Below are 26,634 nucleotides of genomic sequence, written 5' to 3' on the forward strand. Positions count from 1 at the left end.
ACATGAGGATTTTTAGCCGCCAATAGACGCTAAATGAGGTGTGTTAGCAGTAAAACCATCTTGAAGAAAATGTGTCGATTTTTTCTCTGACATATGTTCTACAACACGACCGATCAACGCTTGTTGTTGGTTATCATCTTGAAGTAAATCACGTAATTCAACCCCCGCCTCACCAAATAAACATAAATGTAAGCGCCCTTTAGTTGATACACGTAAACGGTTACAAGTTGAACAAAAGTTCTTTTCGTAGGGCATAATCAAACCAATTTCACCAACATAGTCAGGGTGAATAAACACTTGTGCAGGTCCATCCGCCTTACCTCTGACTTTACTTACCCAGCCTTGCAATATTAACTTGTCACGAATACTCACGCCAGATACATGGTGTTTATCAAACAAAGCTTGATTATCACCCGTCTGCATTAACTCAATAAAACGTAATTGAATTGGTCTGGTTTTGATCCAATTTAAAAAATCATCCAGTTCCACATCATTTAAGTTACGCATCAATACCGTATTAACTTTAACGGTTTCAAATCCAGCAGTAAAAGCAGCATCAAGGCCAGCCATTACTTTATGGAACATATTCTTACCGGTTATCTGGCGAAACATGCGCGCGTCTAAACTGTCAATACTGACATTTAATGCATCAAGTCCAGCATCACGCCATTGTTGTGCATACTTTTCTAGATTAAAACCGTTGGTGGTTGTTGCGACCTTATTAATTTTTGGGATCGCAGCAATGTCTGAGATTATATCCGTGAAGTCTTTTCTTAATGAAGGTTCACCACCAGTAATACGGACTTTTTCAGTGCCCATTTCAGCAAATCCTGTCACTATACGGCGTAACTCATCACGCCCTAAAAATTCAGGTTTACCTTCAGCTTTATAGCCATCTGGTAAGCAGTAGTTACATTTGAAATTACAAACGTCGGTAATTGATAAGCGTAAATAATAAAATTTACGCGAAAACTGATCTTGAAGTTGCATAAACACCTTTCCAAATACGGGAGGCCTAACCATTTCTGATTAAACCCTTATAGCAATTGCGTATGCTATGAGTCCTTAAGATCATATTTAAATTTATAAATTTAGATCATTAAGGATCGGAGTTTGATTATATTAAATTTTATGGTCGTTAAACTTAAACTATTTTTTAGTAAACTTAAAGGGATAGCTACAGGTAATTATAGTAGAAAATGATAAATCATTGATCGAAATTAAATTGCCCTGTAAATTATAGTCTTATTCACGGCTTAATTAACTAAATAGTAAACTTCTTATGATAAAAAATATAATTCCTTCCCATCAGTCTATTATCATTTTAATCGGCCGCGGTATGTTTAGTATACTAGCACTTGCCTCCTTGCTCACTTTTATTTCCTTAGTGGCATTATCACTCAGCCTGTCCGATGCATCATCAATCAATAAAGCTGGTGCATTAAGAATGCAAAGTTATCAAATAGCTTATAATTTATCCAGAGATGAGTCGGAGGTCAAACGTCAAGTTCATATTGATACTTTTAATCAATCCCTTGCCCATATTAAAAACAACATTGTTGATAATTGGGATATCACATCAAAATTAAAACAAGAGTTCATGGCTGTTGAAACTCAATGGCAAATACAGTCAGATATTCTACATAGTGATAATCCAGGCCAGTTCTTGGGAAATGTAGATGAATTTGTATTACAAATTGATACTTTTGTACAAAACCTACAAAATCACTCCGAATATAAAGTAAAAATCATCACCCTTATTAAAGGGCTGGGGATCGGTCTTATTTTTGCCGTCTGTATTATTACTATTCGCCTAATGCAAGTGCAGGTATTAAAACCGTTACAGCAAATATTCACCGCGTCTAATCAAATTCGCCGTGGTGAATTTGATGTGTCGTTTGATTTTGTTTATGAGAATGAAATTGGCTCATTGGCGAGTAATATTTCCCACATGGCTAATGATTTAAATCAACTATACAGCACCCTAGAACAACAAGTAGATGCTAAAACTAAGCAGTTGAAAGAAGCGAAAGATAAAATCAATTTTTTATATACAACATCGCAAAAATTACATGTCACACATCTTAATGCTGATATGCTCGAACAAACACTACAGAGTGTCTCTGAGCTCAATGGCCTTAGTTTCTACAAACTGGTACTAACGGGCTCAGAAGTAGAGACTATCTACCTCAATGCTGGCGCAGATAACGGTGAACAAACACTGGACTTAAGATTAGAACTCGAAGAACAATCTTTTGGTACTTTAACTGTCTTACAACGCGAAGCGACCGACCAAGAGCATTTACGCAGTTATTGCCGTATTATTTCACGTGCCCAACATCGTTCTCAAAGTAATTTAGAAGCACAGCGCTCACTATTAATGGAAGAACGCGCGGTTATTGCACGTGAATTACATGATTCACTCGCCCAAGCCCTGTCCTATTTAAAAATTCAAGTGGCATTATTGAAGCGTCATTTAAAGAATCAAGAGATCTCCACGACAACCAATGAAATTGTCGAAGAAATAGATACCAATCTAAGATTGTCTTATACCCAATTAAGAGAATTACTGAATACATTTAGGTTAACACTCGACGATGCCAACTTATCTGAAGCAATTTCTATCATGCTTGCCCAGTTACGTCAGCGCACAGCAACCAAAATTCACCTAAGCTATGAATTAGAAGAACATTTATTTAAACCGAACCAACATATACATATTCTCCAAATCATTCGTGAAGCTGTACTAAATTCCATCAAACATGCCGATTCGGATGAAATAATAATTGACTGTGGCACAAATAAAAATGGTACTATCGAAGTATCAATTTCGGATAATGGGAACGGCATACCAGCCAATCCAGCTAAATCCAACCATTATGGTTTAAACATAATGGGAGAACGCGCTTCAAAACTAGGTGCTAAACTAGAAATAAAAAATAATATAACAAAAGGCACCTTAGTATTACTCACCTTCGACAGGGAAAATAAACATGCATGAGAATAGTTACACAATATTAGTTGTTGATGATCACCCCCTAATGCGTAAAGGCATTGTTCAACTACTTTCATTAGAAGAAAAGTTCAATGTGATTGGTGAAGCCTGCGATGGTGTGGAAGCTATCACCCTTGCCAAACAGCATGAACCAGATCTTGTATTACTTGATTTGAACATGAAAGGTATGTCAGGGTTAGATACTTTAAAAGCACTACGAGCAGAAGAATTAAGCTCTCGAGTGGTTATTCTAACAGTTTCTGATAACAAACAAGATGTGATCCGTTTAATCAACGCAGGTGCTGACGGTTACTTATTAAAAGATTCAGAACCTGATCTATTATTAGCACAACTTCAAGATGTATTATCTGGCCAACAAGCGCTGTCTGAAAGCTTACTTGGTTATTTAGATTGTCTACATGAAGATAATAATTTTGCAGAAAAGTTAGCTAAGCTAACTAAACGTGAAAATCAAATCTTGCTTGAAATTTCGAAAGGTTACAGCAACAAACATGTTGCAAGTAATCTACACATTTCAGAAGGCACAGTAAAAGTTCACGTTAAAAGTTTATTGAAAAAATTAGAAGCAAGTTCACGTGTTGAAGCTGCTGTTATGTATCTTGAGTTCAATAAAACAAGCGCATAATCAAATAATAGAAGTAAAAATATAGATCTCATTATATTTTTACTTCTATTTTCCAATCAATATTCACGCTAACTTCCATCCCCAATGCAGACTCTTTAAACAAGACTATCATTAGTTATATTCCACTGACTAAGGCTTGCTCTTGCAAACGACCCAACTCGCTTTACTGCCATTAACATCACATATTTTACCTCACGGTAGACTTCCTTTACGCATCATAGAAGAACGCTATATTCGCATGATAAAAGATAGCGCCAAAGCAATGAATGGATTTGGAGTGGTAATGATAGATCCTAACCAGACAGGCCCCTTTGGACGTATATCCACAATTGGCACTCATGTTGAAACAATTGATTTTTATACTCTAGATGATGGCTTTCTAGGTATTAATGTTGAAGGTCGTCAACGGTTTATTATTGATGATATCACCACTGAAGCTGATGGGTTGAAAATGGCAAAAGTCCACTACATCACCAACTGGCCAGATCAAAAAATAACATCAGAAGACATTTATTTAGCTGAAAAGCTAGAAGAAATATATGTTCAACACGCGGATATAAACCAACTTTATGCATTAAAACAAATGACTAATATAAGTTGGGTATCGCAACGATGGATAGAACTTCTGCCTCTTTCAGTCACAGAAAAACAACTTTTATTGCAGCAGCCAGATTGCAATAGCACTGTAGCTATACTTAAAAAGTTGATGCCAATTTAAATATGTTGATAAATAACGGTCAGATAACTCAAAATAGCTAAATCATTTAAAATTTGCTTATTAATGCGTCAAAAAAATCCAACTTAATTATCAAAACAATTTATTTCAAGATATGATGCATTATCTAATTTATTTAACTTTGACTGATCATATGTTGCAAAAATCACTTTCAGATCTGAATAAGGTTGTCGCTATTGGCGGTGGTCATGGACTCGGCCGTGTGCTGTCTTCTCTTTCCTTTTTAGGGCCTAGATTAACGGGTATTGTCACAACAACTGATAATGGTGGTTCAACAGGTCGGCTCAGGAATTCTGAGAATTGTATTGCTTGGGGTGATATTCGCAATTGTATTAATCAGTTAGTCACTCAACCAGACATTGGCTCTTTATTGTTTGAATATCGTTTTCAAAATGAAGGGGAGCTGAAGAACCATAACTTAGGTAATCTCATGCTTGTGGCATTAGATAATCTTTGTGTGCGGCCGTTAGATGCGGTCAACCTTATTCGTAATATGTTGCATGTCGAATGCCAACTTATTCCGATGTCAGAACAGCCCAGTGACTTAATCGCAGTAACGCCTTGTGGTAGCGATGTACACGGCGAAGTATCTGTCGATAAAATGCAAGAATTTCCGCATCAATTAACTGTTCAACCGAATGTTGCTGCCACATTTGAAGCTGTAGAAGCAATTGAAAAAGCAGAGTTGATATTATTAGGCCCAGGTTCATTCCTCACCAGTATCATGCCACCTCTGCTGCTTAAAGATATACAAAAAGCCTTACGCAGAACAAACGCAAAAGTAATTTATTTAGGTAATTTACAGCATGAGATAGGTCCTGCATCAACGATTTCATTGCAAAAACGTTTAAAATGGTGCGAAGATACGCTCGGTTTTCCGTTGATAAATGCCGTGATACAGGATGTAGATAAACAATCTGAGCTGACTTATCCGACCTATACCCATGATTTACGTGAAGAAGTGAATAAAAACTATCACGATAGACAAAAATTAAAAGCGGCGATAGAATCTGTCGTTAATCACATTTTAACGTCAGCGCACTAATCGCGTCTTCTAAACTTTTAATTAATAATGGTAATTTCACTTGCACTTCAGCAGTGCTATTTGACTTTGCCATTACCTCCAACTCCTCTGCGTGTTGTTGTACTATTAGCGCACCATATGTGCCTGCACTACTTTTTATGCTATGGCAGCTCTGCGCGACTTTATCATTATCAACGCTAGCCATTAACGCTCGTAGATCAGCAATACGCTCTGTTGTTTCTTCTTTAAAAACATCAACTAACGCTGGTAGCATATCTTCACCAACATCAACAAGTAATTGGGTGAATACCGTTTCATTAATAACTGTGTTTTCCATTTCATTACCTCTTACTGTAAATTATCACTTTAGTTGCTACTCATTACTCATAGTGTATTGAGTTCAATCACCAGTGCAGTAACATCGTCTTGTAACTGTTCCGGGGAAAGTGATTCAAAGCGTAACCAGAGTTTATCTAATGTACTTTGAGCTGTTTTCCCTTTAATATCAACCAGTATATTATCAATACAGTCACAATTTCTGTCAATGTTTTCAAAAATACCGTCTGAATAGAAAAAAAGTTTATCTTCTGGTGCTAATTGCACTGTCACGGATGAATATTGCTCGTCAGGTAACAAGCCTAACACGGTTCCTTTACAGTCGATGGCTTCGTAACCAGAACCATGTAGTAGGTAAGGTTGAGGATGGCCTGCCGATGCTATTTCGCATTGCTTATCGGTCAGTTTGATCACCACACAAGTGAGCATACTGGTTTCTAGCAACTGATTTAAAAACAGTCTATTAGATAAACCCGCAAGTAAAGCCGTCGGTGATGTTTCAACCGAGGTTACAACCCCCTCCAAATATCCCATGATGGCAAAACTATGAAATTTAGCGACCGGACCATGCCCCATAATGTCGCCCAACACGATAATTTGACAGCCTCCGAAATCATGGAAAAATACAAAGTCCCCCCCCCCTTCAGTCGCAGGTGTATGCGCTAAGGCGAGATTCCATTGCCCACAATATGCGGGGAGTGAAGGCTTAAAAGGTCTGCTTAGAGACTCTACAACGCGCTGTTGATAATGTAACGCTAATTGATTTGTTCTCCGTATTACTCGGTTACAAACAGCAAGTAATGACGTTTTGGTGATAGGTTTAATTAAGTAACCGTCAATAGACACTTCAGCGGCTTGTTCTTGAACCGATAAATTCTCATCCCCCGTTAAGAATACGAACGGTGTTAATGCGCCTTTATCAAAGTCTTCGACCTTTTGTCTGAATTCAAATCCAGACATCTCTGGCATATGTATGTCGGCAATAATAAGATCGCAACCTTCGTGAGCTATAAATTTAAGCGCCAAACCTGCATCAGCAAAAGTGTGTACGATAAAATCATTGTGAAGATAAGCATGATGCGCTGATAATAAAATGCGATCATCATCAACAATTACAACTTTGAGTTTTTTATCCTGTTGCTGCAATGGACAGGTTAGCTGATTAATGCCGTTTTCAGTGACGTAACAACCATCAGGATTATTGGTTTGAATTAACGCTAATCCCATACCACCAGTAAGTAGCTCTCCATTAAATATATCTTTAGTATCAAATTGATAGGGATTGAAACTATCTCCATTATCGCACACGGAAAAATACCAATTACCATTCCTACCAGCGAGTTCAATACTGAACCAGTGAACAGAGTCCGGATTATGAAAATACAGGTTAGACAGATATTCTGCCAACACTAACGTAACACGATCTATTTCAGCTTGATCAAGCGCTAATTGATAGCACAATCCAGTCAGTAGACGCCGAACCTTGCTAATGGAATCGAGCTTTAATGGGTATTGCTTGGCGAAAAGTTGGGTTTTCATCAGCGGCCAATTTTCCCTTTTAATAGTTCAATATTAGAGATCCGATTAAGTAACCATTGTTTCAGTATTGGAAAGCGTTTTAGTCGCCTGCGCACTGAATTTCTAAGCTGCATATCGAGCGGCGGGCACTTAACATCATTGATTACGGTTCCAAGTAATCTCACATTATTATGCCTCAGCATCTCGAGCGTCTTTAAAACCCGACTCTCTAGTGAAACCCCCGGTGCGACAACAAGTAAACTAGCATCACAACCCCGCGCTATAACTTCACCGGGTATATTTGAAAAATTTGTTCGAGTAATTGCACATGTATCAAATATAATAAAATTATAGTGTTGTAGCCAAAATTCGATCGCATTATTGATCTTCTTTTCGTCTCGAAAGGTAATATTTTGATCTTGCTCACCTTGTGGAGCAGGTAAAATGTCAATCATTGCAGAAAACTCCGTGATGCAGGCTGTTTGTAAATCAGTATCATCAAGGGACCATGACTGTTTTTCCTGAACATATTCATTGGTAATTGCAGGTTTGAATGTATTGAGATCTACAATTAGGACTCTACTTCCAGCCGCTTTATGACGCCGAGCAAGCGCTAAAACCAATTCCGTAGTACCCTCGCCTCCTTGGGCGCAATTTATCGCTAACGACTTAATATTCTCATTCATCATTAGCTGATAGATTTGTTCTATTTCTATAAATGTTTCCGGTAATATATTCATAGTGACGAACCTACAATAAAGAGTGTAACAACACTCAATGCACTGCCTAATATATCCATTAACTGACTCCAATTAGATTCTTTGTCGTTAGGAACATAAATGGTATCGCCGGCATGTATAATCGGAATATCACGATAGTCTGGTTGGGTAAAATAATGCTTCATATTAAACGTGCGCGCAGTGTGTTGCATTTCACCACGTTTAGTCACTATGACAATCCGGTCTATGTAAGCCTCTGACGTTGGGCCTCCGGCCATTGTCAATATCCCCACCACATCAAGTGATGAATCATATTTGTATCGGCCAGGGTTGTGAACCGCTCCTAATACTTGCACGATATTAGCCGTATTATTTAATACCCCTTGATCAGTCTTGGCTGGAATATAAATCGTATCACCGGGTAATATTTGCGGTAACAGATTTTCATCACCCGTCTCAAAGTACATATCAAGGTCAAGTGTTGACGTTTTCGCATAACGTCTATTACGATGTGTCACTTTAATATGTTTAATATCAGCATCGTTCGTCGGCCCGTCTGCAGCAGATAATAAGTCTAAAAAGTCTAACCGACTGTTGAAAGCATAACGTCCTGGGGAGCCAACAGCTCCGAGCATATAAATTGAAGACTCGGACTCTTGTTTAATCCATTTAGATTTATTATCTGTTGGGTCATCAGGTAATTCATTAAACATAACGGTATCACCAGCAGATAGCTGCGGTAGTGTTAAGTAATCGCCACCCACTTTCATGAAATTTTCTAAATCAAAAAATTTACGTTCCCCTAAACCATCATTACCAACAATAATTATTTTAGCTAAATCTGCTTTTTCAGTAGGGCCTTCGGCATGCCCCAATAGATCAAGGAATGTCATATCATCATCCCACTGATAACGACCAGGATTTTTAACTGCACCAATGATTTTAATCGCTTCATTATGCGCTTCAATTAACCAAGATTTCTCAATCATGTCGGCCTTTTCGGGTAAGAAAATAACATCACCACCGGCAATATCAGGAAAAGGATTATTTTCGGGATCATCTGAATATTTCTTTAAATCAAAACGGAATGTTTCACCATTGACTTTAAGTACTCTAATTTGCTGTGTATCAGCATAACGGTTGGGACCGCCTGCATTTGCAAGCATATCCATAAAGGTTATGCCTTCCCGACCTTCGTAAGCCCCCGGTTTATTGACTTGACCCATAACATAAACAACTTGCAAACCAACTTTGATATCTTCAACTTGAATAGGTACAAAAATAGTCGTCCCGGGCTTTATTTTCGGTAGTTTAGCTACATCCCCCGTATCCAGATATAATTTCAAATCAAAAGATTGTGGTTCCTGAGTCCCCATTACTCTGATTTTGCTAACATTAGCATAACGAGTCACACCGTTTGCTTTCATTAAGCTTTCAATAACCGTCATACCCGGTACATAAGAAAATGTACCCGGTGCATTAACCTCACCAAAAACTGTCACCGCCTTTTGCGTGTCACTTGCGTCACCACCTGATTTTAATGAAGTAGCGTCGAAAGTCATCTGCACATTACCAGTCAATGGGGATGACGGCACAAAAATTACATCACCAGATTTAAGCATCGGCAATACACTTTCATCACCCGTTTCCAAATAACGCTTAAAGTTAAAAATGATAACCTTGGCACCACGTTGTAACTGCATGTTATCAAGTTGAGCGCCCGCTAACATGCCGCCGGCTTTATTCAATGCCATCTGAACATTACCAAGTTCAGGTAGCACGACTTCATGTGGGTTATTGACATAACCTAATACGGTCACGAGTTTCTCTCGCGCTCTAAATTCGACATACAGCTTAGATATATCTCGAAATACAACACTTAACGACGTTTTCAATTCTTGTAATACTACCGCTAAGGTTTTGCCTTTTACTTGAACTCGCCCTACTTCGGGTAATTGAATAAATCCACTTGCGTCGACTTGAAACGGTTCTTCGAAATCTTTTTCACCGGGCATAAAAATAAACAGTTGATCACCGGAATCGATAACGTCACCCTCAGCATAAGCAATTGACGAAGTAGATAAAAAAGTAAAACACAGAGTTAAAAAAAAAGTTAAACACAATAATAAACGTTTCATAAAGCGACTCCTTTCGGCAGCGCCGCATCACTAAACAATTCACCTTCGCTGAGTAAAAATCGCCAATGTTTTACTTTATGGTCTGCGTCTTTATTACCCTGTGATTGCCACATGAGCGTGCTAATCACTGGCGTTAGTGAGGTTACAGTACCGAGTCTTAGGTCTTCATAAATAACTTTATACCGCTGTGGGTCTGCTGTGATACTAGATACATAATTCAAGATCACATCAGTGCGTAAATTAAGTAACTCAACATCATCTAAACTTGTCGCGTAATCATTTTCAGCCAATTGATTAGTATTACGAAGAGACTCATTAGCTGTAACCGTTTCATGAATTTGAACTGGTGTATGCTCTTTTTCTATGTTTAATTGTAGTCTGGATACTTGTTGCACATTCACGCTGGGGACTTGGTCAAAGAGTAAATACTGACGCATTATTTCATTATAATCGTCATCACGTCGGTTATCTGTAACAGCCATGATTTCGCTAGTTTTAACTACCACAGTGGTAACGTTATGAGTAACAATAGCCTTGCTGTAATTGATGTTTGATTGTCCAACTTTTGCACTTGCGCTATTTTCAAACAACTGGTATTTAGTGTATTCAATGACAATGTCGGGATTATCTAACAGTAAAAAACTCACTTGGCGAAGACACACCTTGTACTCTTCCGTCAAAATAGCACTACCCACTTCAAATTGCGGGCTGCAGTACAACAAGAGATCGAGCTGATAAATTAACGGGTGGACAAAATTAGCCGTGAGTAAACGTGGTGGTTGTGCACAATTGGTGTGACTTGAGATTCGATTCAGATAGACAATTAAATTAGTAATATTTTTTTCTAGGATAGCTATTTCGACTTTGATATCTTGCGGGTCTTCAACAAAAATGGCCTTTTCAACACGGCTATTGATATTCTCAACTGTTTTTACATAGGCCGGTGTACACGTTTTAGCACCTCGTAGATTAGCCACTGAAAAATGTAAATTCAGATAGTCATAATGCTGCTTAAATTGAATTCGTTCTTCAGTATGGATTGTGGTATTTTCAAAATAGCCTTCGCTAGGCCAGTTTGTACAACTAGAAAGGAAAACGCATATAGCTGTCCATAGCAATAATCTATTCATTCAATACCTTACGGCTCTTTGATTATGCCGGGTGATCTACTCTATATTCAGGAATATTTTCAATAAAAGGAATTGCGTTTTCGACTCGTAACATCGTCATCAATTTATGCGGTTGGCCGGAGACTTTAAGAAGAGAAAGAGTGCGACGTTGTGAGGTCAGCCTTTTGAATAAAAATACAATAGCGCCAATACCCGTTGAGTCAATAAAGGTAACCTTGCTAAAGTCTAAGATAATGTTTTCAGCATGATCATCAACCAACGCCTCTAAGCTAGGCTGAATACTCATGACATGTTCGGTATCGAGGTCTGTAGCTATAGGTAAAATTATGATTCCATCATAAGGCCGTATTATGTCCATTATAAATTCTCCTAAAGAATACAAAGTTAACTCTGAGGTAAATATTAACGTTAAATAAACATTAATTTTTTTCAATCTCGTAGTTAAAAATATAGACGTTAAAAGCAGAAAATGCACAAATAAAAAAACCACCCGAAGGTGGTTTATTATAATAAAAACAGGTGTTAACCTAATTTAGCACGTAATGCCGCGCCAATATCAGCTAATGAACGTACAGTTGCTACGCCTGCATCTTCAAGTGCTGCAAATTTCTCATCTGCAGTACCTTTACCGCCAGCAATAATTGCACCAGCATGACCCATACGCTTACCTGCTGGAGCTGTAACACCGGCAATGTAAGAAACAACAGGTTTAGTTACATGCGCTTTAATATAAGCGGCAGCTTCTTCTTCTGCTGTACCACCAATTTCACCAATCATAACGATTGCTTCAGTTTGTGGGTCTTTTTCAAACAGTTCAAGTACGTCAATAAAGTTAGTACCTGGGATTGGATCACCACCGATACCAACACAAGTTGATTGACCGTAGCCTTCATCCGTAGTTTGTTTTACTGCTTCATATGTTAGTGTACCAGAGCGTGAAACAATACCAATTTTACCTGGCTTGTGAATGTGACCAGGCATGATACCAATCTTACATTCGCCTGGAGTGATAACACCTGGACAGTTAGGACCGATCATACGTACGTTTTGTTGATCAAGTTTAACTTTAACTTCGATCATATCAATCGTCGGGATACCTTCCGTGATACAAACGATAAGTTCGATACCAGCATCAATTGCTTCTAAGATCGCATCTTTACAAAACGGAGCAGGTACATAGATAACAGAAGCAGTTGCGCCTGTTGTTTCTACTGCATCACGTACTGTGTTAAATACAGGAAGACCTAAATGTACAGTGCCGCCTTTACCAGGAGAAACACCGCCAACCATTTGCGTTCCATAATCAATAGCTTGTTCTGAGTGGAAAGTACCTTGACCACCGGTGAAACCTTGACAGATCACTTTCGTATCTTTATTAATTAAAACGCTCATTTACTTGCCCTCCGCTGCTGCAACAACTTGCTGCGCTGCATCAGTTAGGCTAGATGCTGCAATAATATTTAAGTCAGATTTAGCTAAAACTTCACGGCCTAATTCTGCATTGTTACCTTCAAGACGTACAACAACTGGCACTTTTACACCAACTTCTTGTACTGCACCAATAATACCTTCTGCGATCATGTCACAACGAACAATACCACCAAAGATGTTTACCAGTACGGCTTTCACATTGTCATCAGAAAGAATGATTTTAAATGCTTCAGCTACACGTTCTTTTGTTGCACCGCCGCCCACATCTAGGAAGTTAGCAGGTTTGCCACCATGGATGTTAACAATATCCATGGTGCCCATTGCTAGACCAGCGCCGTTTACCATGCAACCAATGCTACCGTCTAAAGCAACATAGTTTAACTCAAATTTAGCAGCGTGAGCTTCACGTGCATCTTCTTGAGTAATATCTTGCATTAAACGTAGTTTAGGTTGGCGATAAAGTGCATTTGAATCGATAGTAATTTTACCATCTAAACAAACAAGATCACCCGCACCAGTAACAATCAGTGGGTTGATTTCAAGCAGCGCCATATCTGAATCAGTAAACATTTTAGCTAGACCCATAAAGATCTGGGTAAACTGTTTGATTTGAGCACCGTGTAAACCAAGTTTGAATGCAAGTTCACGAGCTTGATAAGGTTGAGCACCAACAAGTGGATCAATCGCTGCTTTGTGAATTAACTCAGGCGTTTCTTCAGCAACAGTCTCAATATCAACACCACCTTCAGTTGATGCCATAAATACAACTTTACGTGAACCACGGTCAATAACCGCGCCAAGGTAAAGTTCATTGGCGATATCACCCGCAGCTTCAACTAAAATTTGTGAAACCGGCTGACCGTGTTCATCAGTCTGAAAAGTAACTAAATTCTTACCTAACCAATGTTCAGCAAATGCAGTAATTTCATCTTTCGATGTTACAAGCTTAACGCCACCTGCTTTACCACGGCCACCCGCGTGCACTTGACACTTAACAACCCATTTATCGCCACCAATTTTGTCAGCGAAAGCTGCAGCTTCATGAGGTACGTTTGTTGCGTAACCTTCTGGAACTGGCAAACCATATTCAGCAAAAAGTTGTTTTGCCTGATACTCATGCAGATTCATGCTCGTATATCCATGTTAATAGCCACTAGGGCTTGTCCCGGGAACTTACGCCTCAACATAAGGCGCAAGCAACTTAAAAATTTAAACTAACTATTACACATCTAAAAGAAGACGAGTTGGGTCTTCTAATAAATCTTTAATTGTTACTAAGAAACCAACAGATTCTTTACCATCAACTAGACGGTGATCGTAAGAAAGTGCTAGGTACATCATAGGTTGAATAACAACTTGACCATCAACAGCCATTGGGCGATCTTGGATTTTATGCATACCCAAGATTGCGCTTTGCGGTGGGTTGATGATAGGTGTAGACATCAATGAACCGAATACACCACCGTTTGTAACGGTGAAGTTACCGCCAGTAAGATCTTCAATTGACAGTTTACCGTCACGACCTTTAAGTGCTAATTGACGAATGTTCTTCTCAATATCAGCAAGACTCATCGTATCGCAATCGCGTAATACCGGCGTTACTAGACCACGCGGCGTTGAAATCGCGATGCTCACATCAAAGTAGTTGTGATACACGATGTCAGTGCCATCGATTGAAGCGTTCACTTCAGGGTAACGTTTTAGCGCTTCAACAACCGCTTTCACGTAGAAAGACATGAAACCTAAACGGATGCCATGACGCTCTTCAAATATGTCTTTATACTGTTTACGAATATCCATGATAGGTTTCATGTTGATTTCGTTAAACGTTGTTAACATTGCCGTTGAGTTTTTAGCTTCAAGCAGACGTTCAGCGATACGCTTACGAAGACGAGTCATCGCAACACGTTTTTCGGTACGACCGGCTTGCAGTGCAACTTCAACAATTGGTGCAGGTGCTGCGGCTTTTGCCACTGGAGCTGGCGCCGGAGCTAATGCTTTTTCAACATCTTCTTTAGTAATTAAGCCATTCTTACCTGTGCCAGTGATCTTAGCAGCATCTAAGCCTTTCTCAGCAATAAGACGACGAACAGCGGGACTAGCGTCAACTGATTCTTGACTTGCTTCAGCTGGTTTATCTGTTGTTTCTTCACCAGCGACAGCGCCTACTTTTAAGCGACCAATTACTTGCTGACCAAGCACAGTTGCACCTTCATCTTCAAGAATTTCAACAAGAACACCAGATTCTACTGCTGGAACTTCGAGAATAACTTTGTCGGTTTCAATCTCTACAATTACTTCGTCACGTTCAACTGCATCGCCAGGGCGTTTATGCCAAGTCGCTACCGCTGCGTCCGCTACAGATTCAGGTAGTACAGGTACTACAATTTCAATTGTCATTTTCATAATTCCTTTAATAAACTATTTCTGCGCAACAGTTAAAGCATCTTCAACAAGAGCTAGCTGTTGTTTTGTATGTACAGACATGTAACCGACTGCTGGTGATGCTGATGCAGCACGTCCAGCGTAACTTAGCTTCGCGCCTTGTGGGATTGCTTCCCAGAAGTGATGCTGACTTGAATACCAAGCACCCTGATTCTGAGGCTCTTCCTGACACCAAACAAACTGTTCTACATGTTGATATTCAGCAAAGACAGCTGCAATTTCCGCATGTGGGAAAGGATAAAGCTGTTCGATACGTACAATCGCAACATCAGTCTGACCCGCTTTACGACGTGTTTCGAGTAAATCGAAATACACTTTACCACTACACATCACAACACGTTTAACTTGCGTTGGGTCAAGCACATCAATTTCACCTATGATATTTTGGAACGTTCCTTCAGCTAGCTCAGACAAACTAGAAATAGCTAATGGGTGACGTAACAATGATTTAGGTGTCATCACTATGAGTGGTCGACGCATAGGACGTACTGTTTGACGACGAAGCATATGATAAACTTGCGCAGGTGTACTCGGTACACATACTTGCCAGTTATGCTCAGCACACATTTGCATATAACGTTCTAAACGTGCAGATGAATGCTCAGGACCTTGTCCTTCATAGCCATGTGGTAACATTACTGTTAGGCCACACATACGACCCCATTTCTGTTCACCAGAAGAAAGGAATTGATCGAATACAACTTGTGCACCATTGGCGAAATCACCAAATTGAGCTTCCCAAATAGTTAAACCACTTGGCTCAGTTGTCGCATAACCATATTCAAATGCTAATACCGCTTCTTCAGATAATACTGAATCATGGATAGTTAGCTCACCTTGCTCAGGTTTTAAATTAGCTAATGGTGTATACGTACTTGCGTTATCTTGATTGTGTACAACAGCATGACGATGGAAGAAAGTACCACGGCCAACATCTTGTCCAGTAATACGTACTTTATACTGCTCATCAAGCAATGTTGCATATGCTAATGTTTCAGCAAAACCCCAATCACATGGTTTATCACCATTTGCCATTGATACACGATCTGTATATATCTTCTGAACGCGAGATTGGATCTGGTGCCCTTCAGGTACTGCCGTCATTTTCAATGCAAGCTCAGTTAATTTATCTTGAGCTACTTGAGATTGATAAGGCATATCCCATTCGTGTTTTAAGTATGGGTTCCAATCAACTGAATGTTGTTGCATTGGGCGCCATTCTTTAACAACACAGTCACCATGATCAAGTTGATCACGATATTCGTTAATTAAACCTGTCGCTTCAGCAGCATCAATGACAGCTTCATTAACAAGTTGATCGGCATAGATCTTACGTGGCGTTGGGTGCTGTTTGATTTTTTTATACATTAATGGCTGCGTTGCACTCGGCTCATCAGCTTCATTATGACCGTGGCGGCGATAACAAACTAAATCAATCACAACATCACGTTTGAATGTATTACGGTAATCAAGCGCAATTTGTGTGACGAGAACAACGGCTTCAGGATCATCTGCATTTACATGGAAGATGGGTGCTTGCACCATTTTGGCGATATCCGTACAGTATTCTGTAGAGCGCATATCTTTTGGATTCGATGTTGTAAAACCAACTTGGTTATTAACAACAATACGTACCGTACCTCCGATGCCATAAGCACGTGTTTGCGACATATTAAATGTCTCAGCCACAACACCTTGACCAGCAATTGCAGAATCACCATGAATTGTAATCGCCAGTACTTCGTCACCATTTGTGCTACCAAGACGTTCTTGACGTGCACGAACAGATCCCATAACTACTGGGTTTACAATTTCTAAATGCGATGGGTTAAATGCAAGTGCTAAATGAACATTACCGCCTGGGGTATTAAAATCTGAGCTGAAACCTTGGTGATATTTAACGTCACCCGCTCCCCATACGTCACTGTGTTTACCAGCAAATTCATCAAACAGATCAGTTGGTTTTTTACCAAGTACGTTAACCAGCATATTCAGTCTGCCGCGATGCGCCATACCAATAACTGCTTCTTTGATACCTTGTTCACCACTACGACGAATTAATTCTTTCATCATTGGAATTAGTGCATCACCACCCTCGAGGGAGAAACGTTTTGCACCAGGGAACTTAGCACCTAAGTATTTTTCTAGACCTTCGGCAGCCGTTAAGCTTTCCAAAAATCGTAATTTATCTTGTTTTTCAAATTCAGGGCTGCTTTCAACAGACTCTAAACGACTTTGAATCCAACGCTTTTCTTCTGTTGATACAATGTGCATATATTCAGCAGCAATTGAACCACAGTAAGTTTTTTGTAGCGAAGCATAAAGGTCACTTAACTTCATACTTTCTTGACCAATCGCGTATGAACCAACATTAAAGTTAGCATCAAAATCGGCATCAGAAAGTGAGTGATATGCAGGGTCTAAATCTTGTACACGTTCACGTGTCCAAATACCTAGCGGATCTAAGTTAGCATGTTGATGTCCACGAAAACGGAAAGCATTAATTAGCTGCAATACTTTAACTTGTTTCGCATCATTATGGGGATCGCTTACTTGAGTCGCATATCGAGAGGTATCTTTCGCAAGGCGAATGAAATAATCTTTCACAGGACCATGTGGAACTTCTTTAGTCGCATTATCAACTTTAGGTAGACCTAAAAATACAGTTTGCCATTCTTCGCCAACTGAATCAGGATCTGCTAAAAATTGCTCATATAAATCTTCAATATATGTCTGGTTCGCACCGGCTAGATGAGAGGATTCTAACCAGGCTTTCATGACGTTATTCTGCATTCTCTGCCCTTTTTACTTTAAATGACCATCGCGCCAGAGATGGTAGCAAAGATTTCTAATTACTGGCCATTCCCAACGGAATGACCATTGTAACTAAAAACTAACAAAAAACATTGCTACACCGCACGTTGTAGTAACATAGATTTAATATTACCGATTGCTTTTGTAGGATTTAGGCCTTTAGGACACACGTTTACACAGTTCATAATACCGTGACAACGGAATACACTAAACGCATCATCTAATTCCGATAAACGTTGGTCTGTTGCTGAGTCACGACTATCGACTAAGAAACGATAAGCCGCTAATAAACCAGCAGGACCCACGAACTTATCAGGGTTCCACCAGAATGATGGGCATGATGTTGAACAACATGCACATAAGATACACTCATATAAACCATCCAACTTCGCACGTTCTTCAGGTGACTGAAGGTTTTCGCGAGACGGTGGAATAGCACTTTCGTCTGTAATTAAGAACGGTTTAATACGTGCGTAGTTATCATAAAACTGCGACATATCAATCACGAGATCTCGGACCACTGGTAAACCAGGTAGTGGACGAATAACAATCGTGTTGTTCATATTTAAATCAGACAAAGGCGTGATACATGCTAGGCCATTCTTGCCATTCATGTTAACACCGTCAGAGCCACACACACCTTCACGACAAGAGCGACGGAAAGATAGTGACGCATCTTTTTCTTTTAACAGAATTAGCGCATCAAGAACCATCATGTCAGAACCTTCAGGTACTTCAAGGCTCATTTCTTTCATTTTAGGTTTGCTATCAACATCAGGGTTATAGCGATAAATTGAAAATTTAACTTGCATAGGTATCCCTTATGTTTAATAAACGCGTGCTTTCGGCACAAAGTGTTTCAACTGTTCTTCAGTCAATAAGTTAGGTGATAAGTTCACTTCACGCGTAACCATTGTTTCTGATTCAGGTTGATACAGTGAATGGCATAACCAGTTCACATCATCACGATCTGGGTAATCAAAACGACTGTGTGCACCACGACTTTCTGTACGGAAGTTTGCAGCATGCGCAGTGGCATATGCAGTTTCCATCAAGTTATCCAGCTCTAGACATTCAATACGTTGGGTATTGAATTCTGTAGATGTGTCATCTAAGCGTGCATTTTGTAAACGTTTACGAATTGTACGTAACTCTTCAAGACCTTCGGCCATTGATTCACCTTCACGGAATACCGAGAAGTTAAGTTGCATACATTGTTGTAAATCTTTACGGATTTGCGCTGGATCTTCACCGTCTTGATTATTTTCCCAACGATTTAAACGTTCAAGCGATGCATCTACGTTTGCGTCAGTTGCTTCCATTGGCTCTGGAATAGTATCCAGTGCAGTACCAAGGTAGTTACCTGCAGCACGACCAAATACAACTAAGTCGAGCAGTGAGTTACCACCTAAACGGTTGGCACCATGTACTGATACGCAAGCGATTTCACCAACAGCAAATAAACCAGCAACAACTTCCATGTTGCCTTCTTCATTGCGTGTTAGTACTTCACCGTTAACATTCGCAGGTAAACCGCCCATCATATAGTGACACGTTGGGATTACTGGAATTGGTTCTTTAACTGGATCTACGTGAGCGAACGTACGAGATAGCTCACAAATACCTGGTAGGCGTGATTCAAGTACGTCTTCGCCAAGGTGATCGAGTTTCAATTTAAGGTGTGGACCCCAAGGACCATCACACGCACGACCTTCACGGATCTCAGTCATCATTGAACGAGCAACAACGTCACGACCAGCAAGATCTTTTGCGTTTGGCGCATAACGTTCCATGAAACGTTCGCCATCTTTATTGAGTAGGTAACCGCCTTCACCACGACAACCTTCAGTTACAAGTACACCTGCACCTGCAATACCGGTCGGGTGGAACTGCCACATTTCCATATCTTGTACTGGAATACCAGCACGAATAGCCATACCAACACCGTCACCAGTATTAATGTGTGCATTGGTTGTAGAAGAATAAATACGACCTGCGCCACCTGTAGCAAATACAGTCGCTTTTGACTTGAAGTAACAGATTTCACCTGTTTCAATGTCCATCGCTGTACAACCAGTGATGATACCTTCGTCATTTTTAACGAGGTCTAACGCATACCATTCAGAGAAAACTTTCGTTTCATTCTTAATGTTTTGTTGATAAAGAAGATGAAGTAATGCATGCCCGGTACGATCGGCTGCTGCAGCTGTACGAGCCGCTTGTGCGCCGCCGTATGCTAAAGACTGACCACCAAATGGACGTTGGTAAATAGTACCATCTTCAAAACGTGAGAATGGTAGACCCATATGCTCAAGTTCTAAAATTGCTTCTGGACCCGTTTTACACATAAATTCGATAGCGTCTTGGTCACCGATATAATCAGAACCTTTAACAGTATCGTACATGTGCCATGTCCAATCATCTTCATGTGAATTACCTAAAGCAACGGTAATACCACCTTGAGCAGATACGGTATGTGAACGAGTTGGAAAAACTTTAGATAAAAGTGCACAACTTTTACCTGACTTAGATATTGATAGCGCAGCACGCATACCGGCACCACCGGCACCAATAACTACTGCATCAAATTCGCGAACTGGAATACTCACTTATAACCCCCAAAGAACAACAAAACCAACAAGCGCATAAATAAATGCAGTGGTTGTTAGAACAAACTGTAATGCACCACGTAAACCGGTTGATTTAACATAGTCAGTTAATACCTGCCATACACCAATCCACGCGTGGATGACGAGAGCGATAAGGGTAAGAAGGGTGAATACTTTATTGCCAGTGCTTGCAAAAAAATCTGTCCATACTTGATATGTAAGATCATTAAATGCAACAAAACCAACAAAATAAAATGTATAAAGTGCCATGATGATGGCGGTTGCACGGATCATGATAAAATCATGTGTACCACTGCGGCCATAACTTGCTGCGTTAGTTACCATACCATTATCCCCGCTAGAATTGATAAAACAACGGTTGCAACAAAAGATACTTTCGCACTTAATGCACCCGATTCAAGCTCTTCAAAATACCCCATGTCCATCAATAGATGACGGATACCGCCAGCAATATGATATGCCAGTGCAGTTAGGATTCCCCAAAGAATGAATGTACCAAAGAAACCAGACACAATTTCTTGTGCATTTTGGAAACCTTGTTCAGAAGATAATGATTCTGCTAGTAACCACAAAAGGATACCCACAGCAAACAGCATTATTACACCAGAAATACGGTGTAGAATCGATGCGATTGCTGTGATTGGCATGTTTATAGTCTGCAGATCTAAATTTACAGGTCTTTGCTTTTTCACTATATCGCTCACTCAGCTCCATTGAGCATTATTATTATTATGATTCGGATCACAGAATTGTATTATTTTCATAACAAATTCCTTTCAAATGAAAGCCCTTGTTTATTTCTTGTTCAAACTGCAAATAAAATAACGTTTATAAGCACTTACATCATCAGAACAAAATTAAAACAAGGACTCTTAATCCGCGTATAAGTATACCTATATCACAATTTATTTACAATTATAAAAGGGCTTCTCGCAACATTTACGTTAAAATTGAAACATAGGTTAACCTTTTAGTCTTTTTTCTTTGATTATTCTGTAACAAAATTGACATTGGTAATTATTAAAGGTAGCTTTGACTCCGAATTTCATGAAGAAATCTAACTATAAATAAGCAAAGGAGACGTGCTATGGCTAATCAAAAGGCCACGTTAAACCTACCCGGCCAAGAGCCAGTTGAACTTCCAATTTTATCTGGTACAGCTGGTCACGATGTTATCGACATTCGTACCCTAGGTAGTAAAGGATATTTCACCCATGATCCAGGTTTTATGGCAACGTCATCGTGTGAGTCTAAAATTACTTATATTGATGGTGTAGAAGGTATCCTACTACATCGCGGTTACGCTATTGATGATTTAGCATTTAATGCTGATTATTTAGAAGTTTGTTATATTATTCTTTACGGTGATGCACCAACTAAAGAACAATACGAGCAATTCAAAGCAACTGTACACAAGCATACAATGGTACATGAGCAATTCGCGTCATTCTTTAAAGGTTTCCGCCGCGATTCTCACCCAATGTCTATTCTATGTGGTGTATCTGGCGCACTTGCAGCGTTTTATCATGATTCACTTGACGTAACTAACCAACGTCACCGTGAAATATCGGCATTCCGTTTATTATCTAAAATGCCAACAATTGCTGCTATGTGTTACAAATATTCAATCGGTCAGCCTTTTGTATATCCAGACAACAGCCTTTCGTATGCTGGTAACTTCTTAAAAATGATGTTCTCAGTACCATGTGAAGAATATGTTGTTAATCCTATTGTTGAAACAGCGATGGACCGTATCTTTACACTGCACGCTGACCACGAACAAAATGCATCGACCTCTACAGTTCGACTTGCTGGTTCATCAGGTGCTAACCCATTTGCATGTATTGCTGCGGGTATTGCGTCACTTTGGGGACCTGCTCACGGTGGTGCCAACGAAGCTTGTCTAACAATGCTTGAAGAAATCGGCAGCGTTGATCGTATTCCTGAGTTTATAGCTCGTGCGAAAGACAAAGATGATCCGTTCCGCCTAATGGGCTTTGGCCATCGTGTTTACAAAAACAAAGATCCACGTGCGACAGTAATGCGTAAGAGCTGTCACGAAGTGCTTAGTGAATTAAACATTGATGATCCACTATTAGATGTAGCAATGGAACTTGAGCGTATTGCGCTTGAAGACCCTTACTTCATCGAGAAGAAACTATATCCAAATGTAGATTTCTACTCAGGCATTACGTTACGTGCAATTGGTATCCCAGTTTCTATGTTCACGGTTATTTTTGCATTAGGCCGTACAGTAGGCTGGATCGCACACTGGAACGAAATGTTAAGTCAACCTGGACAGAAAATTGGTCGTCCTCGTCAGTTATATACTGGTGAAGCACACCGTCCATTTGAATCACTTGCTAAACGCGACTGATATAGACGTTATACATTAAACTAATATGTAAAAGGCTTCTGGATTTATTCAGAAGCCTTTTTTATTATTACCATGCCAATTGCCCCCTACATAACTACAATCACTACAATCACTACAATCACTACAATCACTACAACAGTTTAAACATGCTAGGCAATTACGGCTATTTCAAGATAGGCATAGAGAAGGAATAGGAATACTTCCCTACTCCTCACTAACCATTAACTGCTATCGAATAAACTACTATCGAATAAACTGTGTTTGTAGTGATTCGGTTAATTGCGCACTCATCATCGCTCTTAACGCAGCAGGCTTAACCAGTTTACGTAATAATCCAACTTTAGCCGCTGCAGCCTTATCAGCAATGCCAGCCTCTGTCGTCGCGGTAATAAGGATCGCAGGCGTAGTTGGATTTATGGCTCTTAATTCCGAGATTAAGGTGAGTCCATCCTCACCATTGTCTAATTGGTAATCCACCAACAAAATATCAAAATCACATTGCTTAAATAACGCCTTCGCACTGGCTATTGAATTAGCACCGTAAACCTCACAATCCCAACTGCTCATGAGCTCTAGCATGCCCTCCAAAATAGCCGGGTTGTTATCAATACACAGTACTGCAGTCCCAGTAAGATCTGTGGGAGCAAGAATAGGCGCGACATACTCTTGTTGTAATGCGGTAGCCTCACACAACTGTAAGCTAAAGCAACATCCTCTGCCTTCAATAGAATCAAGTCTGAGCTGGTGCTGCAGTAAAACCGATAAGCTGTTACAAATACTAAGCCCTAATCCTAACCCATCATTCGAGCCATTATTGTCCTCTAATTGGCTAAACTGTTCGAATACTTTAGCTTGATCTTTTGCCGCAATTCCTGGGCCATTGTCTAATAATTGAATGCTTAGCTGAGCACTTTTCCGGCGACAACCGAGTAATACTCGTCCAGGACTCGCATAGCGAAATGCATTGCCAATTAAATTTTGCAATATGCGACGTAGCAAGTGTTTATCGGTATTAACCCAATGCTTTGTCGGCATAATAGTAAAACTGACGCCATGTTGCTTCGCCGCAGCGGAAAATTCGTTCGCAAGCTGACTAAATAGATCATTTAATGCAAATGTTTCGATATGGGGTTTAATACTGCCGCTCTCGATACGAGCAACTTCGGCTAAATTAACAATCATTTCATTCGCGACTTTTAGCGACAAGTCGATACTCTTCACTTGGCGCTGCTGATGTGCATTTAACGTCGACTGACTTGCTAGTGCCGATGTGAACAAACGTGCCGCTTCTAGTGGCTGCAATAAATCATGACTACATACTTGTAAATAATGACTTTTCTTACTTAGCGCTTCATCAGCAACAACCCTCGCCTTAGCTAACTCTTTATTGGCTTTTTCAAGTTTATTGGTTCGCTCAGCAACTCTTGTTTCTAGATCTTGATTGGCTTCTTTTAATACCTGCTCTGCTTGCCTAAAGACGGTAATATCGGAAAAAACCATCAAGAAGCCACCATCAGGTAATGGGTTACCTTCGATTCTAATGACCTTACCGTCTTCACGTAAGCGTTCGGAGTTATGCGACTGTCTTAAACGTAGAAAATCGAGACGTTTTTTTACATGAGACTCAATATCACCTGCACCACACAACCCGCGCTCGGCATTAAAGCGAATTAATGACTCAACCGAACAACCAACACTCAGAATATCGTCAGGATAATCAAACAACATCGCATACTGCTTATTCCAAGCCACCAGTTCGAGTTCATCATTGACAATCGAGATCCCCTCTCGGGTATTTTCTATCGCGCTTTTTAACAAATTCTGACTAAATTCTTGTCGATGACTGGAGGCGTTACCGACTAAAGTAGCCAGTTCATCCAAGGCAAAATCATGCCCATCTAATGCAGAATTGAGTACTAAGCGTGCCGACGACGATCCCATCACACTCGATAATACTTTCTCGGCATGTTCAAGTGCATGCTCAGATTTTTCCTTGGCGGTATAACCTAAAGTGATCGCGATCTGCTCAAATTCCTGAAAACTTTTAGAAGCTTTATCGTCTCCCACAAATTGCGCGGTCAGTAACAATAATTCATCGATTGATATAGCCTGTCTTTTTGACTTAGCTTTGCGTTTACTTTCAACTAATGATGGCGATAGTTGTCGCTTTAAAAACAACGCCCCTTGGATCCGTTCTTGAATACTGGTTCTGGTCACTAATGATATCAGGATCATCATTACCACATTAACCGTCAGGCAGAGTAAGTTAATCGCCGTTGAACTTGCAAATACAGTGCCTTCGAGTGGCCCTTGATATAAACCCAGCTGCGGTAAAAAGTTAAGCAGTGTCCATAATGAAAAACCCAGACTGATCCCTGTAAACACACCTTTTAATGTTGCACGACGCCAATAAAAAGCCGCAACCAATGCTGGCGTGAGTTGCGCCAAAGCGCCCAATGCTGTCGCGCCTAAGCTAGCTAATGCCGTTGGTGGAATAAACAGAAAAACCAGATAACTCAGCAAAATAACAAACAGCACTAACACTTTGCGAATGTTAAGCAGCTTTAATCTAAATGCATGGTACTGCGTGGGGTGCTTATTCTTTTTAAACAGAAACGGGAATACGATTTCATTACTGAGCATTGTACTCAGAGCAATCGTTGATACGATCACCATAGAACTGGCAGCTGAAATAGCACCTAAAAATGCAAACAAAGTTAACCAAGTTTGATCTTGATACCAAGGTAGCACCAATACATACATATCCGCAGGTACACTATTACCGAGTAGCAAGTAACCCGCTAGTCCCAGTGGCGCAGAGAAAAACGCAAACACCAACAGGTACAAGGGGAAGATACGGCGGCTCAACCAGGCATCTTGCTCGTCACGTAACTCCACAATCATGACGTGAAATTGGCGCGGCAACACAAAAAATGCTGCCATCACAATAATGATCATGCCAAACATAGCGCTTAAATCTGGAAATTGTAATGCACTTACTAAGTCAGCATTGGCACTCGCTTGTTGCCAAATGTCTTGTGGTGAATCAAAGACTATGTAACAAATAAAAATACCGACACTGGCAAAAGCGATAATCTTAACCAACGCCTCAAACGCGATTGCCAACATAATACCGGGATGACGCTCTGTTACATCAATATTACGAATACCAAATAAAATACTAAAACCTGCCAGTACAAAACTGGTCACTAAACCAAGCTGCCATGGCATAAAGTCTTGTTGGATTTGTAATTGCTGGAAGGAATAGACAATCGCTTTAATTTGTAAGGCGATATAAGGCATAGTCCCAAGTAGGGATACTGTCGTCACCAAAATCGCTAATGCATGGGATTTACCAAAACGCGCGGCGAGTAAATCCGCAATAGAAGTTAAATTAAAACTAATGCTAGTTTGAATAATACGTTGTAAAAACGGCCATGCGAAAACAAGTAATAAGATCGGGCCTAAATAAATAGGTAAGTATGAGTAAACGTTGCTTGCAGCTTGCCCTGTGGTGCCGAGAAAACTCCACGAGGTACAATAAACAGACACAGCAAAGGCATAAATTAACGCTTGCCGTTTCCCTTGGATCAGATGACGATATTTATCGCCTAAATAAGCAATCAAAAATAATAATACGATATAAAAAAAACTTAATAGCATCAACTGCCAATTTTCGAACATAACATAACCTA

At 39.9% G+C, this 26,634-nt stretch carries 21 protein-coding genes and 1 riboswitch; of the genes, 5 read left to right on the forward strand and 16 right to left on the reverse strand.

What is annotated here, in order from left to right; all coding sequences use genetic code 11:
- Positions 1-12: 12 nt before the first annotated feature.
- Positions 13-990, reverse strand: coding sequence for a GTP 3',8-cyclase MoaA (gene moaA / locus CXF93_RS11605; RefSeq protein WP_101062668.1), 978 nt, complete (start codon positions 988-990; stop codon positions 13-15).
- Positions 978-1,124, reverse strand: a riboswitch (molybdenum cofactor riboswitch). (Overlaps the previous gene by 13 nt.)
- 158 nt (positions 1,125-1,282) lie before the next feature.
- Between moaA and narQ the strand changes: the two genes are divergently transcribed.
- The 4 genes from narQ (at position 1,283) to yvcK (ending at position 5,422) form a co-directional block, all read left to right on the forward strand.
- A complete protein-coding gene (gene narQ, locus CXF93_RS11610; protein ID WP_101062669.1) occupies positions 1,283-3,001 on the forward strand; it encodes a nitrate/nitrite two-component system sensor histidine kinase NarQ in 1,719 nt (572 codons plus the stop codon).
- Positions 2,994-3,641: a two-component system response regulator NarL gene (gene narL / locus CXF93_RS11615; RefSeq protein ID WP_101062670.1), complete on the forward strand. Its 648-nt coding sequence runs from the start codon at positions 2,994-2,996 to the stop codon at positions 3,639-3,641. The genes narQ and narL overlap by 8 nt, the downstream gene beginning before the upstream one ends.
- Before the next feature lie 142 nt (positions 3,642-3,783).
- Complete coding sequence (locus CXF93_RS11620) at positions 3,784-4,359, forward strand: LON peptidase substrate-binding domain-containing protein (protein WP_101062671.1); 576 nt, start codon at positions 3,784-3,786, stop codon at positions 4,357-4,359.
- Positions 4,360-4,510: 151 nt separating this feature from the next.
- Positions 4,511-5,422, forward strand: a complete 912-nt coding sequence (yvcK, locus tag CXF93_RS11625; RefSeq protein WP_101063340.1) for a uridine diphosphate-N-acetylglucosamine-binding protein YvcK — start codon at positions 4,511-4,513, stop codon at positions 5,420-5,422.
- On the opposite strand, the gene CXF93_RS11630 is transcribed toward yvcK, so the two are convergent.
- From CXF93_RS11630 to sdhC, 14 genes are all read right to left on the reverse strand, one after another.
- Complete coding sequence (locus tag CXF93_RS11630; RefSeq protein ID WP_101062672.1) at positions 5,394-5,738, reverse strand: Hpt domain-containing protein; 345 nt, start codon at positions 5,736-5,738, stop codon at positions 5,394-5,396. The genes yvcK and CXF93_RS11630 overlap by 29 nt on opposite strands.
- A gap of 47 nt (positions 5,739-5,785) precedes the next feature.
- A complete protein-coding gene (locus CXF93_RS11635) occupies positions 5,786-7,276 on the reverse strand; it encodes a SpoIIE family protein phosphatase (protein WP_101062673.1) in 1,491 nt (496 codons plus the stop codon).
- Complete coding sequence (locus CXF93_RS11640) at positions 7,276-7,995, reverse strand: cellulose synthase operon protein YhjQ/BcsQ (protein ID WP_101062674.1); 720 nt, start codon at positions 7,993-7,995, stop codon at positions 7,276-7,278. The genes CXF93_RS11635 and CXF93_RS11640 overlap by 1 nt, the downstream gene beginning before the upstream one ends.
- Complete coding sequence (locus CXF93_RS11645) at positions 7,992-10,112, reverse strand: SLBB domain-containing protein (RefSeq protein ID WP_101062675.1); 2,121 nt, start codon at positions 10,110-10,112, stop codon at positions 7,992-7,994. Before CXF93_RS11645 ends, CXF93_RS11640 begins: the two co-directional genes overlap by 4 nt.
- Positions 10,109-11,242 (reverse strand): hypothetical protein, encoded by a 1,134-nt coding sequence (locus CXF93_RS11650; protein WP_101062676.1) that lies wholly within the window; start codon positions 11,240-11,242, stop codon positions 10,109-10,111. The genes CXF93_RS11645 and CXF93_RS11650 overlap by 4 nt, the downstream gene beginning before the upstream one ends.
- A 22-nt stretch (positions 11,243-11,264) precedes the next feature.
- Positions 11,265-11,600 carry an STAS domain-containing protein gene (locus CXF93_RS11655; protein WP_101062677.1) on the reverse strand — a complete coding sequence of 112 codons (336 nt, stop codon included), beginning with the start codon at positions 11,598-11,600 and terminating at the stop codon, positions 11,265-11,267.
- A 164-nt stretch (positions 11,601-11,764) separates the two neighbouring features.
- Positions 11,765-12,634 carry a succinate--CoA ligase subunit alpha gene (gene sucD / locus CXF93_RS11660; RefSeq protein WP_101062678.1) on the reverse strand — a complete coding sequence of 290 codons (870 nt, stop codon included), beginning with the start codon at positions 12,632-12,634 and terminating at the stop codon, positions 11,765-11,767.
- The gene (gene sucC / locus CXF93_RS11665; protein ID WP_101062679.1) at positions 12,635-13,801 is read right to left on the reverse strand and encodes an ADP-forming succinate--CoA ligase subunit beta; all 1,167 of its coding nucleotides are present in this window, start codon (positions 13,799-13,801) and stop codon (positions 12,635-12,637) included.
- Between the two features lie 93 nt (positions 13,802-13,894).
- Positions 13,895-15,073 carry a 2-oxoglutarate dehydrogenase complex dihydrolipoyllysine-residue succinyltransferase gene (gene odhB / locus CXF93_RS11670; protein WP_101062680.1) on the reverse strand — a complete coding sequence of 393 codons (1,179 nt, stop codon included), beginning with the start codon at positions 15,071-15,073 and terminating at the stop codon, positions 13,895-13,897.
- Positions 15,074-15,094: 21 nt separating this feature from the next.
- Positions 15,095-17,911, reverse strand: coding sequence for a 2-oxoglutarate dehydrogenase E1 component (sucA, locus tag CXF93_RS11675; RefSeq protein ID WP_101062681.1), 2,817 nt, complete (start codon positions 17,909-17,911; stop codon positions 15,095-15,097).
- A gap of 116 nt (positions 17,912-18,027) precedes the next feature.
- Positions 18,028-18,744, reverse strand: coding sequence for a succinate dehydrogenase iron-sulfur subunit (locus CXF93_RS11680; RefSeq protein ID WP_101062682.1), 717 nt, complete (start codon positions 18,742-18,744; stop codon positions 18,028-18,030).
- 15 nt (positions 18,745-18,759) lie between these two features.
- Entirely contained in the window at positions 18,760-20,541 is a 1,782-nt protein-coding gene (gene sdhA, locus CXF93_RS11685) for a succinate dehydrogenase flavoprotein subunit (RefSeq protein ID WP_101062683.1), read from the reverse strand.
- Positions 20,542-20,886 (reverse strand): succinate dehydrogenase, hydrophobic membrane anchor protein, encoded by a 345-nt coding sequence (sdhD, locus tag CXF93_RS11690; RefSeq protein WP_017222224.1) that lies wholly within the window; start codon positions 20,884-20,886, stop codon positions 20,542-20,544.
- Positions 20,880-21,266 carry a succinate dehydrogenase cytochrome b556 subunit gene (sdhC, locus tag CXF93_RS11695; RefSeq protein ID WP_017222225.1) on the reverse strand — a complete coding sequence of 129 codons (387 nt, stop codon included), beginning with the start codon at positions 21,264-21,266 and terminating at the stop codon, positions 20,880-20,882. The genes sdhD and sdhC overlap by 7 nt, the downstream gene beginning before the upstream one ends.
- A 383-nt stretch (positions 21,267-21,649) precedes the next feature.
- Between sdhC and CXF93_RS11700 the strand changes: the two genes are divergently transcribed.
- Complete coding sequence (locus CXF93_RS11700; protein WP_101062684.1) at positions 21,650-22,939, forward strand: citrate synthase; 1,290 nt, start codon at positions 21,650-21,652, stop codon at positions 22,937-22,939.
- A gap of 243 nt (positions 22,940-23,182) precedes the next feature.
- Here CXF93_RS11700 and CXF93_RS11705 read toward each other — a convergent pair whose 3' ends face one another.
- On the reverse strand, positions 23,183-26,623 hold the full coding sequence (locus tag CXF93_RS11705; RefSeq protein WP_101062685.1) for a PAS domain-containing hybrid sensor histidine kinase/response regulator: 3,441 nt from the start codon (positions 26,621-26,623) through the stop codon (positions 23,183-23,185).
- Positions 26,624-26,634: the final 11 nt, after the last annotated feature.

The sequence above is a fragment of the Moritella sp. Urea-trap-13 genome, assembly GCF_002836355.1.
Taxonomy (GTDB): Bacteria; Pseudomonadota; Gammaproteobacteria; order Enterobacterales; family Moritellaceae; genus Moritella.